Annotated in this window: 12 protein-coding genes and 1 pseudogene; 5 read left to right on the top strand and 8 right to left on the bottom strand. The window is 48.8% G+C overall.

Going from position 1 to position 15,561, the window contains the following annotated elements:
• Positions 1-42: 42 nt before the first annotated feature.
• Positions 43-1,725 (bottom strand): phospho-sugar mutase, encoded by a 1,683-nt coding sequence (locus DWZ60_RS06200; RefSeq protein WP_118595765.1) that lies wholly within the window; start codon positions 1,723-1,725, stop codon positions 43-45.
• A 397-nt stretch (positions 1,726-2,122) separates the two neighbouring features.
• Here DWZ60_RS06200 and DWZ60_RS21140 point away from each other — a divergent pair, with 397 nt between their 5' ends.
• On the top strand, positions 2,123-2,197 hold the full coding sequence (locus DWZ60_RS21140; protein WP_368249205.1) for a DUF6783 domain-containing protein: 75 nt from the start codon (positions 2,123-2,125) through the stop codon (positions 2,195-2,197).
• Here DWZ60_RS21140 and DWZ60_RS06195 read toward each other — a convergent pair.
• From DWZ60_RS06195 to DWZ60_RS06170, 6 genes are all read right to left on the bottom strand, one after another.
• Positions 2,176-2,844, bottom strand: coding sequence for an SGNH/GDSL hydrolase family protein (locus DWZ60_RS06195; RefSeq protein WP_119221394.1), 669 nt, complete (start codon positions 2,842-2,844; stop codon positions 2,176-2,178). The genes DWZ60_RS21140 and DWZ60_RS06195 overlap by 22 nt on opposite strands.
• A 176-nt stretch (positions 2,845-3,020) precedes the next feature.
• Positions 3,021-4,052, bottom strand: coding sequence for a TRAP transporter substrate-binding protein (locus tag DWZ60_RS06190; RefSeq protein ID WP_243038231.1), 1,032 nt, complete (start codon positions 4,050-4,052; stop codon positions 3,021-3,023).
• Between the two features lie 16 nt (positions 4,053-4,068).
• Positions 4,069-5,358: a TRAP transporter large permease gene (locus DWZ60_RS06185; RefSeq protein WP_118601316.1), complete on the bottom strand. Its 1,290-nt coding sequence runs from the start codon at positions 5,356-5,358 to the stop codon at positions 4,069-4,071.
• Positions 5,358-5,990 (bottom strand): TRAP transporter small permease, encoded by a 633-nt coding sequence (locus tag DWZ60_RS06180; RefSeq protein ID WP_117510066.1) that lies wholly within the window; start codon positions 5,988-5,990, stop codon positions 5,358-5,360. Before DWZ60_RS06180 ends, DWZ60_RS06185 begins: the two co-directional genes overlap by 1 nt.
• Before the next feature lie 104 nt (positions 5,991-6,094).
• Positions 6,095-6,856, bottom strand: a complete 762-nt coding sequence (gene aroD / locus DWZ60_RS06175; RefSeq protein ID WP_055226275.1) for a type I 3-dehydroquinate dehydratase — start codon at positions 6,854-6,856, stop codon at positions 6,095-6,097.
• 109 nt (positions 6,857-6,965) lie between these two features.
• Positions 6,966-8,180, bottom strand: a complete 1,215-nt coding sequence (locus tag DWZ60_RS06170) for an MFS transporter (protein WP_055226273.1) — start codon at positions 8,178-8,180, stop codon at positions 6,966-6,968.
• 279 nt (positions 8,181-8,459) lie between these two features.
• On the opposite strand from DWZ60_RS06170, the gene DWZ60_RS06165 reads away from it, so the two are divergent.
• The 4 genes and pseudogenes from DWZ60_RS06165 to aroE all read left to right on the top strand — a co-directional run bounded on the left by DWZ60_RS06165 (position 8,460) and on the right by aroE (position 13,684).
• Positions 8,460-9,407: a LysR family transcriptional regulator gene (locus DWZ60_RS06165; protein WP_119221393.1), complete on the top strand. Its 948-nt coding sequence runs from the start codon at positions 8,460-8,462 to the stop codon at positions 9,405-9,407.
• Between the two features lie 71 nt (positions 9,408-9,478).
• Positions 9,479-11,499 (top strand): annotated as a pseudogene (locus DWZ60_RS06160) (oxidoreductase).
• A gap of 220 nt (positions 11,500-11,719) precedes the next feature.
• Entirely contained in the window at positions 11,720-12,610 is an 891-nt protein-coding gene (locus tag DWZ60_RS06155) for a quinate/shikimate dehydrogenase (RefSeq protein ID WP_334294803.1), read from the top strand.
• A gap of 201 nt (positions 12,611-12,811) precedes the next feature.
• Positions 12,812-13,684, top strand: coding sequence for a shikimate dehydrogenase (gene aroE, locus DWZ60_RS06150; RefSeq protein ID WP_055218962.1), 873 nt, complete (start codon positions 12,812-12,814; stop codon positions 13,682-13,684).
• 81 nt (positions 13,685-13,765) lie between these two features.
• On the opposite strand, the gene DWZ60_RS06145 is transcribed toward aroE, so the two are convergent.
• The gene (locus DWZ60_RS06145) at positions 13,766-15,553 is read right to left on the bottom strand and encodes an ABC transporter ATP-binding protein (protein ID WP_119221392.1); all 1,788 of its coding nucleotides are present in this window, start codon (positions 15,551-15,553) and stop codon (positions 13,766-13,768) included.
• Between the last annotated feature and the right edge of the window lie 8 nt (positions 15,554-15,561).

Raw genomic sequence — 15,561 nt, 5'->3', positions numbered from 1 at the left:
AGGGCGTGACCAAAGCCACGCCCTTCTATTCTTTTATTTTCTTTATGCCAGAATCGGTTTCAAAGCCTCTGCGAGTTTTTCTTTCTCTGCTTCTGCCTCTGCCAGATCCTTACCAAGTGTTGTGTAGTATACTTTGATTTTCGGCTCTGTTCCAGACGGGCGGACGATGACGGTTTCACCGTTTGCCAGTTTGTAGATCAGAACGTTTGCGGATGGGAGTCCTGTTTCTTCCGGTTTCTCGTAATCGGTTACTTTGACAACAGCGGAACCTGCGATCTCGGTCAGCGGCTCTTTTCGAAGGCCATCCATAATACCGGCCATCTTGTCCATTCCGCTAAGTCCCGGGAACTCGAAACTGTCTACTTTGTTCAGGTAGCGGCCATACTCGGCATAGATCTCTTCCAGTCTCTGTTTCAGAGAGCTTCCGATGCTTCTGTAGTAAGCTGCCATCTCGCAGATCAGCATGGAGCCGATGACTGCGTCTTTATCTCTTACATACGGGCCAGCCAGGTATCCGTAACTCTCCTCGAATCCGAAGATGAAGCGGTCTACTTCGCCGTCTGCCTCCAGGTTTGCAATCTGATCGCCGATCCATTTGAATCCGGTCAGAACGCTGCGGAGCTCTACGCCGTAGTGCTCTGCAACTGCATCTGCCAGCGGTGTGGACACGATGGATTTTACAGCAACTGGTTTCTCCGGCATGGTGCCTTTCTCGATGCGGCCTGCGCAGATGTAGTCGAGAAGCAGAACGCCGACTTCATTTCCGGTTACCAGTTCATAGCTTCCGTCCGGGCATTTCATGGCAATACCAACACGGTCTGCATCCGGGTCGGTAGCCAGCATCAGATCTGCGCCGGTTTCTTTTGCAAGATCCAGGCCCTTTTCCAGTGCTGCAAAGATTTCCGGGTTCGGATAGCTGCAGGTGGTGAAGTATCCGTTCGGATACTCCTGCTCCGGGACGATGGTGATATCAGTGATGCCGATGTCTTTTAATACGCGTGTAACCGGTACAAGACCAGATCCGTTCAGTGGGCTGTAAACGAGCTTCAGTCCTGCGGTTTTACACAGACCCGGACGAACCTGACGGGATTCGATTGCTTCATACAGGGCATTCTTACAGTCTTCTCCGACAAAACGGATCAGTCCTTCTTCCACGCCCTCTGCGAACGGCATATATTTTACGCCGGTCAGGATATCGGTCTTCTGAATTTCTGCATATACAATTGCAGCAGCATCGTCGGTCATCTGGCATCCGTCCGGACCGTAGGCTTTGTAGCCGTTGTATTTTGCCGGGTTGTGGGATGCGGTTACCATGATACCTGCGTTGCAGTTGTAGTAACGAGTTGCAAAGGAAAGTGCCGGTACCGGCATCAGTGCGTCGTAGATTCTGACTTTGATTCCGTTTGCTGCGAGAACACCTGCTGCTGTTTTTGCGAATACATCGCTCTTAATACGGCTGTCATAGCTGATGGCTACCGTCTGGTTTCCGCCCTGTGTTTTTACCCAGTTTGCAAGACCCTGTGTTGCCTGACGTACTACATAGATATTCATACGGTTTGTTCCTGCGCCAAGCACTCCACGAAGTCCTGCGGTTCCGAATTTCAGAGATACTGCAAAACGATCCTTGATCTCCTCATCGTTTCCTTCAATCCGTGCCAGCTCCGGGTTCAGGTCTGCGTCTTCCAGATCCGCTGCCAGCCATCTTTTATACTCTTCCAGATACATGTCTTTTTCTCTCCTGTTCTATTCTTTATTTGTAACTATTCAGAGCCATGCGAAATGGAAGAAAATCGTGAATCATGCTTGTATGAATGAACGATTTTCCGGAATTTCATATGGCGAGAAGCAACATCGAGATGCAGCGCAAGCGGAATCGAGATGGGGTTCTGAATAGTTACCTTTCTTTTATGTCTCACTCTTATATCCCCATGTCGCGCCACATAAATGTATGTATAGTCATAATATACCATAACCACCCCAAAACAGCAATTATTTTTGGTAATTTAAGCAAAATTTTGCCTCGATTTTTCTCTGTTTTTCGACTCTATCCGCTGTTTTCAGACAGAACAGGACAAAGAAAAAGCGAGGACCCCAATAACGATTCCCGCTTTTTGTTTGCCTTATGAGGGCAAGCCATACCGCAAAGTGGCGCTTTCAGATTGCGGAAATGGTTTTTCAAGCATGCTCCGGTCTGTGATTATAGTCGAATCCGCATTTTTCCAGAAATGCCCGTGCGATCACTGTAGCGCCGATCTGGTTCGGATGGATTCGATCCCAGGCGATGTAGGAGGAATGGCGGTACTGGAAGTAATCGTTGAAGACGGCCTGCAGGTCGATAAAGCGGCAGCCGTATTTCTCAGCCAGCTCGCTGCAGATCGCGCCGTAGGTGTCCATGCGTTTTCTCATCCAGTCCTCTCCATTTGGCTCCATGTAGTATGGGGTCATAAGGAAAATACCTTTTACGTTGTCTTTTACGGAAAGAATCATCTTCTCGACGTTGGAACGGTACTCCTCCGGGGATACCTGCTCGTCCGGGATAGCCGGGCTGTCGAACTGTCTCCAGACGTCATTGATGCCGATGCAGATAGATACCCAGTCCGGTTTTAAGGATACAACATCGCGGTCGAAGCGCTGCAGCAGGTCGCGGCTTGTGTTTCCGCTGATACCGGAGTTTGTCACGCGGATATATATCTCCGGGTAGAATGCTGCGAGCATGTTCTCGACAATTCGAACGTAGCTCTTTCCGACATTTTCAAATAAACCTTCCCCCACCGGCTGTGCGCTCTCCATATCCGTTACGGAATCTCCTGCAAATACAATCCGGTCCATGTGTTCAAAAATCATTTCTGTACCTCCTCTGGTCCTAATTTTTTAAATCTTCTGAGCCCCATTATAGTCTTGCCGTTTCGACTGTGCAAGGCAATCTTTGCGAATCCCCCCCACTTGGCGGACGCAAAAATTCCCGGCGGCAAAGCGTCGTTTTTTGTGCCTTGCTGTCGGGAATTTCATCTTTCTTTTTCTTACTCAATGCCATCCATATAAGCATTGTAAATTGCCGGGTCAATATTCTCCTCGATCGACTCATACACGCTCTTCGACGCCTTTCGGATCTCCGCTCTTGTCTGGTCATCAAGAGTCAGGATCTTCGTTCCGCTCTCCTCGATCGTCGCAATTTTATCGGCGATACGGGCATCGGACTGCTCTCTTGCGTACTCGGTCGCAATCTTTGCAGCCTTGGTCATGATCTCCTGCTCGTCTGCAGGCAGATCTTTGAAGAAATCGTCGTTGACAATCAGGGAAATCAGATGCGGCAGATGGTTCGTTTCCACTACGTAATCCTGCTGCTCATACAGATTATTCGAAACGATGACCTCATACGGGTTCTCCTGCGCATCAATCGTGTGCTGCTGCAGGCCGATGTAAACCTCACTGAAGCTCATCGGCGTCGGGTTGGCACCGATGGCTTTCCAGAATGCCAGATGGTAGCTGTTCTCCATGGTACGGATCTTCTGGCCCTTGAAATCCGAAAAGCTGTAAACCGGCTTATTCGTACTCATGACACGAAATCCCTGATCCGCCATACCGAGCAGGTGATAGCCGCCCTCTGTGTAAACATTGCTGATCAGATCGTAAAACTCCGGATCATCAATCTTCTCACGGCATTCATCGAGCGAATCAAATACACACGGCAGATCGAACACGGCAAGATCACCCATAAAGGAAACCTGCGGCGCCGTATTCTGTACGACAAACGGAATATCACCATCGGCACACGTTTCGAGCAGATCGCGGTCGCCGCCGAGCGTTGAGTTTGCGTAAACCTGAATTTTCATCCTTCCATCGCTCAGCTCCGAAATCTCTTCCGCAAACTTCTCGGCGAAAATCTGTGTTACCGTATCCTCCGGGCTCGCCGTTGCCAGCGGCCAGGAATAGCGCTGTGTCGTCTCTTCCCCGGAAGAACCGCAGCCGGCAAGCGATGCGCCAAGAGCAATGACAGCAGCAAGTACCGTTGCTGTTCGGAAAAGCTTTTTCTTTTTTGTCATCTTTTTCATTGTTCTTCGCTCCTCCCTATAAAATTCCAATCGAAATCGCCGGAATAAACGTAATCAGCAGCAGTGCCACGAGGAAGAAACCGATCATCGGCATAGCCTTCTTTGCGATCTGCATGACCGGAACCTCGGTCAGGGAGCTTGCCACGAACAGGTTGACGCCGATCGGCGGTGTTACGAAACCAATCGCAAGGTTGACAACCATGATGACACCAAACTGAATCGGATTCATGCCGATCGCCTGTACAATCGGCAGAAGGATCGGCGTCAGAATCAGAATCGCCGGTGTCGTATCCATAACCATTCCGACAATCAGCAGGAATACATTGATGATCAGAAGGATCGCAACCGGGCTGTGGAAGTTGTTCAGGATAAACTCGCTGACCGTCTGCGGTACCTGCATCAGCGTCAGCACACGGGAAAATGCCGTCGATGCCGCCAGAATAAACAGGATCGGGGTGAAGGTACGAATCGCCTCAACCAGAATGGACCAGATGTCGCGGATGCGGATACTCCTGTACACAAAAAGGCTGATGATCAATGCATAGAATACGGAGATAACAGCCGCCTCAGTCGGGGAAGCGACACCGCTGTAGATACAGCCAAGGATGATCACCGGACTGAGCAGTGCAAAAAAGCTCTCTTTTAAAACGCGAAGCAGGCCTTTGTCATGCAGCACTTTGACTTCTGCATGGATCTTCTCTTTGTCCTCCCCATACCGTTTGCAGTGATAAACGGCATAAACCATCAGCAGCAGACCGATCATCAGACCCGGTACAATTCCGGCAAGGAACAGGTCACTGACCGAAGCGCCGGAAGCCATACCGTACATGATGAACGGAATACTCGGGGGAATGATAACGCCAAGGCCGCCGGCAACTGCCACAATCGCTGTGGAGAATGTCAGATCATAACCAAGGGTAGTCAGAATCGGGATTGTCATGCTTCCGACAGCGGCAACGGTCGCCGGAGCGGAACCGGAAATCGCACCGTAAAAAAGGCAGGTGACGATAACCGCGCACGGCATACCTGCGGTGAATTTTCCGAGAAAATAGGCAAAGACATCAAACAGTTTTTTGGAGATGCCTCCCTTAGCCATGATGATACCGGAGAGGACGAACATCGGAACTGCCAGCAGTGGGAAGGAATCGAGTCCTCCGAACATGGCACGGATCAGATATTTGGCTCCTACCGTAAAGGACGGGTCAAACACCGACGGAAGCACAGATGTGATTCCAAGGGTAATCGATACCGGAACAGCGATGACCAGCAATGCAACAAAAATCAGAAATAATACTACGACTGGCATTAGCGTTCCTCCTCATTCGAATTTTTAATCGTATGGATGCGGTTGTCGATACCCGCGTTCAGGGCATTTTCTGTGGCGTTATCTGCTCCGGCATTTGCCTCGATGAAGGATTCCGGCGTATTTCGCTCCGGATGGGCCGGGTCGAAAACGTTCTCACCGCGTGCCACACGGAACTCGATCATCCACCGCTGCAAAACACGGAATGCAACCAGCACAAAGGAGACGAGCGGTGCTGCCTGGATAAAGTACATCGGAATTTTGCAGGCCGGGGAAAGCTGGCCGCTTTTAACTGACGACATCATATAGGAAAAAGCAAACGGAATCATATAGATGAAAAAAATCAGTTCAAATGTATGATTCACAATTTTGAAGATGGCTTTTCCTCTCCGCGGGAAAATCGCAACAAACTGCTCGATCTTGATGGAAAGGCATTTTTTGCTGCAGTAGCTGACGCTTAAAAAACCGCACCAGATAAAAATATATCTGGTCAGCTCTTCCGACCACGACAGCGACATGCCAAGGACGTAGCGGCAGAAAACCTGAATTCCCATGATCAGCGTCATGGCGATCAGACCGATCACAAGAAGAAATTCTTCCAAGTTTTCATCCAGCCAGTGAAATACTCTCTTCATAAAAGGCATACCTCCGTTAAATTTATAACAGAACAATAATACAAAAGGGACATCGGCATCAACAGCAAAGCTAAAAATACCGGTGTCCCATAAAGAAAAAACGGTTACATGGCTTTGTGAAGCAGATCCAGAACGGTGCTCAGATCATTCACACCCATCTGACCCGGTGCGGATGCTTTCTTTGCCGCGCCGAAGGTCATGGAAGAGCCAAACACCTCACCGCAAAGACGGCTGATCACGCCGGTGCCTGCCATCGACATGGTGATGATCGGTCTGTCCGCATAATTGGTGGTCATTTCCTCTGTTGCCGCAAGCAGGGTCAGAACGTCTTTCTTATTCTGCGGCATAACAGCGATCTTCGGAATATCTGCGTTCATATCCTGCATTTTGCGCAGTCTGTAGATGATGTCTGCTTTTGCAGGAGTTTTGAAGAAATCATGGTTGGAAGCAACAACCTTTACGCCTGCAGCGTGTGCGCCGTCGATGATTTTCTTTACGATCTCATCTCCGGTGAAGATCTCAACGTCAATCAGATCAACGTATCCGGTCTGTGCTGCCTTGATGTTCAGCTCAGCGTATGCTTCCGGCTCGATAGCTTTCTCGCCGCCCTCTTTGGAGGTACGGAACGTCATCAGAATCGGAATATTGCCGAGTGCTGCACGAAGGTCTTTTAATGCATCTTCTACCTGTGCGAAGTCGAATACGCCTTCAAACCAGTCTACACGCCACTCTACAACGTCAACCGGAATCGAATGGAAGGTTTTTGCTTCTTCGATGATATCGTTTTTGGTAACTCCTACGATCGGAACGATGATCTTCGGTGCACCGGCACCGATTTCAATATCACGAACTTTTACTGTATTCATGTGTTTTTCCTTCTTTCTTCAATATTAACCCTGACTTTTCTTTTGCAGGCTTTTCTTTTTCACGCCTGGATTACTTGGCTCTTCGTACTCCGCAATCCTTAATCTCATTTTAGTTGTCCTGCTGCGCAAGTTCAACCATTTTTTTATAGCGAATGTTTACAAACAGTCCAAGTGCAACGCCAACTGCGGTCAGAACGATGTTCATGGTCATAACGCCGGACGGCTGCATTTTAGATGCTGCGGTCAGGATGGTGTAGTTGCAAAGAGAAGATGCAATCATAACCAATGCGGTTACGGTTCCTTTGATTTTCGGGAACAGCATATTGCAAACGGAAGTTGCGATCTGAAGCAGTCCGCCTGCGCCTGCCCATCCGATAATGAAAGCACCGGCAATCATCAGCGGTTTACTCTGTCCCATCAGGACAGCAATCATAGTTACAAGGCAAATGGCCGGGTAAACAACGATGAAACGAACATCTTTGATTTTTCTGGTCAGGAACGCTGTTACGATCAGTGCCAGCATGGTTCCTGCAGAATAATAGGTCTGCATGATGGACGGATCAGCCCAGCCTACATTCTCTTTTGCAAAGTTCTGTGCACAGTTCAGCCACAGCTGGAAGGTACCGGTGCAGGTGAATCCGATCAGGATCATGGCGATGGATTCGAAGGAGAAATGTGTATGTTTCAGACTGTCGATCAGGCCCTCTTTTTTGCCGGATGCTTTCTGGTCAGCGTCTGGCAGCGGGAACAGGAATACCAGTACAAAAAGTACGATATAAGCGATTCCGCATCCGTAGAATAACGGATTGTAGGAGGTAAGGCCTGCTGCTGTAGAAGTAACAGCTACACCAAGAACAAATGGAAGCAGCATCTGAGCGATTGCGATGAAGAATTTGATTCCCATGGTAGCAACGCCAGGAGCTTTGTAAATAATCTCGGATACTGCCGGGTAAATACCGGTATCCAGGAAGGAGTTTGCGATACCGCCGATGATGGCGCATACGTAAGCGATGGTGTAACCGCCGTGTGTTCCTGCATTAAATGCAAGAGCAAGGCCGATCAGGTAAATTGCATAGGAAGCACTTCCGATTGCAGTGGAAATGCGGCGTCCGAGTTTGTCGGACAGAGGACCTGCAAATGGCAGTGCGATCAGACGGCCAAGACCGAGTGCTGCGGAAATTGCGGTAATTGCCATTGCTTCCACTCCCCAAGCTGCTGCCAGAGCCTCTTTGATGACTGCCTGGCCCAGGATGGAGCATCCAACACCGTGGATAAAGTAGTTCAAGTACAGAATTAATGCACTTGGCAGGTATTTCTTGTTCATGGTTTCTCTCCTTTTTAAATAGATTATGTTGAGGTCAAATTGTCTTTTTCCTCTGTTCGGTTCATCCTTTTGTTTTGTCACAAACAACAGATTACCAGTTTCGTGAATGTTAAAAAAATAACATTTGCCTTTATTTTAACAGTGAAAACGTGTACGGTCTAATGCTTTTAAGGGAAAAAACCAATGCATTGAATGCATTGATGTGGTATACTTGAGTTATCATAATAAGAGGAAGCAAAGACTTTCTTACGGAATCATTTTTTCAGGAGGAAAAACCACATGACACTGAATCAGATTCTCTATTTCCGAAAGGTTGCCCGGCTGGAAAATTATCACCAGGCAGCGGAGGAGCTTTATATTTCCCAGCCATCCCTGAGCCGTTCCATGGCCGCCCTTGAAAGCGAGCTTGGGATCACGCTGTTTGAAAAGAAAGGGCGCGGTGTTGTCCTTACCAATGCCGGCCGCCTTTTTCTGGAGCATGCAGACCGGATCGCAGGTGACTGTGATATTGCGACAGGTAAAATGAAAGAGCTCGCCTCCGGTGGCGGTAAAATCAACATCGGTTATATTTTTCCACTTGCAGGACATTATATTCCGCACAATGTCCGCACTTTTCTGGACAAAGAAGAAAATAAAAACGTTGCCTTTAGCTTCTGGCAGAACCATACCCCTGCCATTGCACAGAAGGTGAAATCCGGTGAACTCGATCTTGGGTTTGGCGGCTTTTTAAAGCGCGACGACATGGAGTTTTTTCCGTTGATCCAGCAGCCGCTTGTCATCGTGTCCCCGGAACATCATCCGATTGCCGATGAACCGGAAGTTCCGCTTGTAAAGCTTACCCGTTATCCGGTGATCGGCTACGACCGCGCCTCCTGGATGGGAGCTTATACCGGTCATCTCTACCGAAAATATCAGCTTCATCCGAATATTATCATGGAATGCCCGGATGAATATTCGATTGTGGCACTGGTGCGTGAAAATTTCGGTATCGCGCTTATGCCGCGAACCGATATTCTGGAACAGGCAGACGGCATCCGTATCCACACGCTGAACGGTCTCGAGATTTATCATCAGACCTTTATGTTCTGGATGAAGAACCGCTACCGGCTTCCGGCTGTCGAACGGTTTACCGAATATATGAAACAGCACGCTGACATTATTGAAGAGACCGAAAATGATAGCGAAAACGTATCGAAAGTTTATCTGAAAGATATTGTTAATTTTTAGTCGAAAGAGTTATGATGGATTTGTCACAAACAGAGGATTACCGCTCATGTAATGAATAAGGAGAAATTTTCATGAAGAGTGCTTACCCAAAAATTTTCGAGCCAATTACCATCAAACGAACAACGATTAAAAACCGTATTGCAATGACCCCGATGGGAACCAACTACGGTGAGACAAGCGGTGAAATGAGTAACCGTCATATGAACTACTACTCTCTCCGCGCAAAAGGCGGCGTTGGTCTTATTATTCTGGAGAACGCCAACATCGAGTACCCGGTCGGTTCCAACGGAACCAGCCAGATCCGTATCGACCACGACAGCTTTATGCCGCGCTACTATCAGTTAGTCGAAAACCTTCATAAAAACGGTGCTACCGTAGCGATCCAGATCAACCACGCCGGAGCTTCCGCATCTTCCGCAAGAACCGGTATGGAAACCGTTTCTTCTTCCAACATCCCGACAAAAGCCGGCGGAGAAACCCCTCGTCCGATGACAAAAGAAGAAATCATGACAACCGTAAAAAAATACGGCGAGGCCGCAAAACGTGTGCAGGCCATCGGTTTCGATGCCATCGAGATCCACTGCGGCCATTCCTACCTGATGAGCCAGTTCATCTCCCCGTATTACAATAAGAGAACAGACGAGTTCGGCGGTTCTGTAGAAAACCGTCTGCGTTTCCCGCGTATGGTACTGGAAGAAGTACGGAAAAACGTTGGACCGTGGTTCCCGATCATCGTTCGTATCTCTGCCGAGGAGCGTGTTCCGGGTGGAAATACGCTGGAAGATACGCTCGAGTACCTGGAGTACCTGGATGAGTTCGTAGATATGTACGACGTATCCTGCGGTCTGAACCCATCTCTTCAGTATCAGATCGACTCCAACTTCCTGCCAGATGGATGGCGTTCCTACATGGCAAGAGCCGTAAAAGACAAATTCAAAAAACCGGTCATCAACGCTGGTAACTACCGTGATCCGAAGGTCGTTGAAAAAGTTCTCGAAAGCGGCGATGTAGATATCGTCGGCATGGGACGCGGCCTGATCGCTGAGCCGAACTGGGTAAAGAAGGTGGAAAACGGCGAGGAAGATATCCTTAGAAAATGCATCTCCTGTAACGTCGGATGTGCCGGAAATCGTATCGGTGTCAACCGCCCGATCCGCTGTACCGTAAACCCGGCTGTTCCGGAAGGCGATGTTTACAAAGCACTGAAAGTGAACAAAAACTGTAACGTTGTTGTTGTCGGCGCCGGTACTGCCGGTATGGAAGCAGCCTGCACCGCAGCAGAAGTCGGATGCAACGTTTTCGTACTCGAGAAAAACGACCACATCGGCGGTCTTTCCACTTTCATCTCCGATCTTCCAAGCAAGACCCGTATGAAAGATTTCCCGAAATACCTTGAGGCAAGAGCTGCAAGACTGAAAAACCTGTATGTATTCCTCAACACGGAAGCTACCGTAGATAAAATCAAACAGTTCAAACCAGACATCGTTGTCAATGCTACTGGTTCTGTTCCGCTTGTTCCGCCGATCAAAGGCCTGAAAGAGAACATCGAAGCCGGAAACGTAGATACCATCTTTGGTATGATCAACAACGTAAACGCTGGAAAATATCCGGAAGAAGCCTGTCAGGGCAAGAAAGTCGTTGTAGTCGGCGGCGGTTCCGTAGGACTTGACGTTATCGAGTACTTCGCACCAAGAGGAGCTGAGTGTACCATCATCGATATGCTGCCGCAGATCGGTATGCTTGCAGACCCGATCACCAAATGCTCCATGCGTGAGACCCACGACAAATACGGTGTAAAAGAATATGTCAACACTGCTCTTCAGGAAGTAAAAGAAAACGCATTCACCGTAAAACTTCCAGACGGAACTATTCAAGATCTTGAATTCGATTACGGATTCAACTGCCTTGGAATGCGCTCCAACAACCCGGTTCTGCCGGAGATCCAGGAAGCATTCGCTGATACCAATACTTATGTATACACCATCGGCGATTCCGTACGTGCACGCCGTATCATGGAAGGTACCATGGAAGGCGCGCTATCCTGAACGTACTGGAATCCCAGGGATACCTGCATCTGGAGCCGCTTGAGTAATCCCCAGCATCGCTTCTTACCCAGCGAAATAACAAGTGTTTCACTGCATAAGGGAACGATAACGATTCCACTACTTTAAGCAGCCCGACAAAAACTGTATATCATCTGCTACGCTGTTTCTTTTTCAAACTGACAAGATACCAGGGTCAAAAGGTCAAAAAACCTTTTGACTCCAACATCAATGACAACAGCGCAGCATGAAAAAAGAAAAGAGGAAAATATCATGCCAAACGTAACAGGACATACCGAATTAGTTGGATTAATGGCTTACCCGATCCGTCACACCCAGTCTCCGACAACCCACAACCTTGCATACGACAAAAACGGAGATGACGTCATTCAGCTTGCTTTCGAAGTTGATAACGATTCTTTAAAAGATGCTGTGCAGAGTATCCGCGCGCTGAAAATGCTCGGTTCCAATATTTCCATGCCAAACAAAACTGTTGTCCACAAATATCTGGACGAGGTAGATGAAGCAGCTAAGTTATGCGGCGCTATCAACACCGTAGTCAACCTCCGCGACGAAAACGGTCAGGTAACCGGCAAACTGAAAGGCTACAACACCGATGGTATGGGATACTGGCAGGCACTGACCGAAGAAGGCATCGATTTCAAGGGAATGAAGATGGTCCTGATCGGAACCGGCGGTGCTGCTACTGCAATTGCAGTGCGCGGTGCTCTGGATGGCGTTGCAGAAATTGAAATCTTCAACATCAAAGACAAATTCTACAGCCGTGGAGAGGAAATTGTTGATCTGATCAACAAGAACACCAACTGCAAGGCTACCATGAACGACCTGGCAGACAAAGATCTCCTGAAAGAAAAAATGCACGCAGCTGACCTGTTCTGCGATGCTACCGGCGTAGGAATGCATCCACTCGAAGACCTTTCCAACATTCCTGATCCTTCCTTCTTTAAAAAAGATCTCATCGTAACGGATACCGTTTACGCTCCGCGCGAAACCGTTATGATGAAACAGGCAAAAGAAGCAGGATGTGAGAAAGTATTCAACGGCATGGGCATGATGCTGTTCCAGGCACTCATCGCAATCAAGCTGTACACCGGAAAAGATACCCCGGTTGACTACATGAAAGAGAAACTTGGAATCTGATTTCCGGGCGAATCTTTTCCATCTTAAACCTTAATCAAAAACCAACACGAAAAGAGGAAATGAACTTTGCGTCATTTCCTCTTTTTTTCTTGCTTTCTTTCGGCATCTGGAGTATAATTCACTTCATATAGTAGCAGTTTAAAGCGCTACAGCACGATTTATCATCATGCTGAAATACGAGGAGAGAGAGGATTTCAAATTATGTCAAAACACATCACAGGACACACCGGATTATTATGTTTACTCGGAAGCCCGGTTGCACACAGTGTTTCTCCGGAAATGCACAACGAAGCATGCGACCAGCTCGGCCTTGATTATAGCTACCTTGCCTTTGATGTACCGGAAGACAAAATGCCGCAGGCAGTCGAAGGACTCCGCACCATGGGTGCAAGAGGCTGGAACATCACCATGCCTGGCAAAAATATCATGTGCAAATTGGCAGACAAGGTTTCTCCTGCTTCGGAGATCTCCGGCGCATGTAATACCATCGTCAACGACAACGGCGTTCTCACCGCTTACACCACCGACGGTGTCGGCTTCATGAGAGCAGTTGCAGAAAACGGCGTAGACATCATCGGCAAAAAGATGACTCTGCTCGGTGCCGGCGGCGCTGCTACTGCAATCCTGGTACAGGCAGCCCTCGACGGCGTAGCTGAGATCAATGTATTCAACGTCAGAGACAATTTCTTCGGAAGAGCCGAGGAAATCGTTGCAAAACTCAATGAGCGTACTTCCTGCAAGGTTACCCTGCACGACTTCTCCGATCCGGAAGTCCTTCGCGCATCCATCGCAGACAGCGCCATTCTTGTCAATGGAACTTCCGTCGGAATGGCTCCAAAAACCGAGAACACCATCATCACCGACACAACGATGTTCCACAAAGACCTCTTCGTTTTCGATGTGATCTACAATCCGCAGGAAACCCGCCTGCTGCGTGAGGCAAAAGAGGCTGGATGCAAGACCGGAAACGGTATGTACATGCTGTTATACCAGGGAGCTGCTTCCTTCAAACTGTGGACTGGCGAGGATATGCCGGTTGAGATCATCAAAGAGAAATACTTCTCCGGAAAATAAAATATCACGCAATTTCAAAAGGCTTCTGCCCCGGATTTTCATCCGCCGGCAGAAGCCTTTTTTATCATCCTGAAGTATGGGTCAGCCCGCTTTCTGTACTTCGTCGAGCTGTGCCGTATACAGTTTGTAGTAATATCCCTTCTTTGCCATCAGTTCGTCGTGCGTTCCGCTTTCCATGATACCGCCGTTGTCAATATACATGATCTTATCGCAGTTGCGGATCGTGGACAGACGGTGGGCGATAATGAACGATGTTCTGCCCTTCAGCATCGCATTGAGGCCCGTCTGCAGTGCTTTCTCGGTCTGCACGTCGATACTCGAGGTTGCCTCATCGAGAATCAGAATCGCCGGATCCGAAAGCAGCGTTCTCGCAAACGAGATCAGCTGTTTCTGGCCCTGGCTCAGCATGGAGCCGCGCTCCCGCACCTCGGTCTGATAGCGGTCCGGCATTTTGCTGATGAACTCATCCGCGCAGACGGTTCTGCTTGCCTTCACGATCTCTTCCCGTGTCGCATCCAGCTTTCCGTAGCGGATGTTGTCCTCGATGTCTCCCGAGAAAATAAAGCTGTCCTGCATCATAATACCCATCTGTTCACGCAGCGAATGAATTGTCACCTGTGAGATGTCCTGGCCGTCGATCAGGACGCGGCCGCCGTTGACATTGTAGAACCGGGAGATCAGATTTACAATCGTACTCTTTCCGGCTCCCGTCGGTCCGACAAGCGCCACACTCTCACCCGGTTTTACCGTAAACGAAACGTCTTTTAAAATCTGCTTCGATTCATCGTACGAGAAGTTGACATGGTCAAACGTCACCTCACCGCGGATCTCCGGCATTTTTACGGCGTTCTCCGCATCTTTTACCGTTACCGGCTCGTCCATTGTCTCGAAGATACGCTCCAGGTAAGCGATATTGTTGATAAAGTTGTTGAAGATATTTCCAAGGTTCATAATCGGCTGCCAGAAGTACGATGCGTAACTGGAAATCGCCACGATGGTACCAAGTGATTTGCTGCCCTGTCCGAACAGCACAAGGCCTGCTAAGAAGATCGCCGCGCGCACGCAGACGGAAATCGAATCGATGCCCGGCCATACCAGGTTGGAATAACGCACCGCCGTGTTCCACGTTCTGCGGCAGTCCTGTGAAAGATCTTTGAAAATCTCCGCATTTTCATCCTCTCTCGCAAAGATCTGCGTAATGCGGGCTCCGACGATATTTTCCTGCAGATACGCATTCAGGTTCGAGTTCTTATTTGAAACTGCCTGCCATGCTCGTCTCTGTTTATTCTTGATCCAGACCATGAACACGCACAGTACCGGCACGCCGCAGAGAACGACGAGCGCCATCTGCACATCGACCAGGAACATGAAAATGACGATGAACAGCAGATTGAAACACTCCAGCACAATGTTGATCAGTCCATTCGAAAGCATATCCGATACCGAGTTGACGTAGTTGACCACACGGATCAGAATTTTGCCGTGCGGGCGGTCGTCGTAATACTGGAACGGCAGCTCCTGCAGATGCTCAAACAGGTCTTTTCGGATATCGTAGATGATATTCTGGCTGACATCCACCATGATACGGCTTCGGATCGTCGTGAAAATGACGCTGACGACGTAGATGCCGACGAGCATTCCGACCAGAGAAAACAGAAGTTTCTCGTTTTTGTCCGGAATCGCAAGGTCCAGTGCCCGCTGGATAATCATCGGCGCAACGTAGCCGAACGCGCCGCCGATGCCGCTCAAGAGAATCGCCACAACCATCCGGCCCGCGTATTTTTTAATATAAGATGATGCCCGGAGTAAGTGTCTGATGTCAAAAGGTTCTTCGAGCACTTCATCCTGCTTGTATGTATTTTTTGCCATTGCTTCCC

Source organism: Blautia sp. AF34-10 (genome assembly GCF_003477865.1).
Classification (GTDB): Bacteria; Bacillota; Clostridia; order Lachnospirales; family Lachnospiraceae; genus Fusicatenibacter; species Fusicatenibacter saccharivorans.
This window is presented reverse-complemented; position numbering and strand designations above follow the sequence as displayed.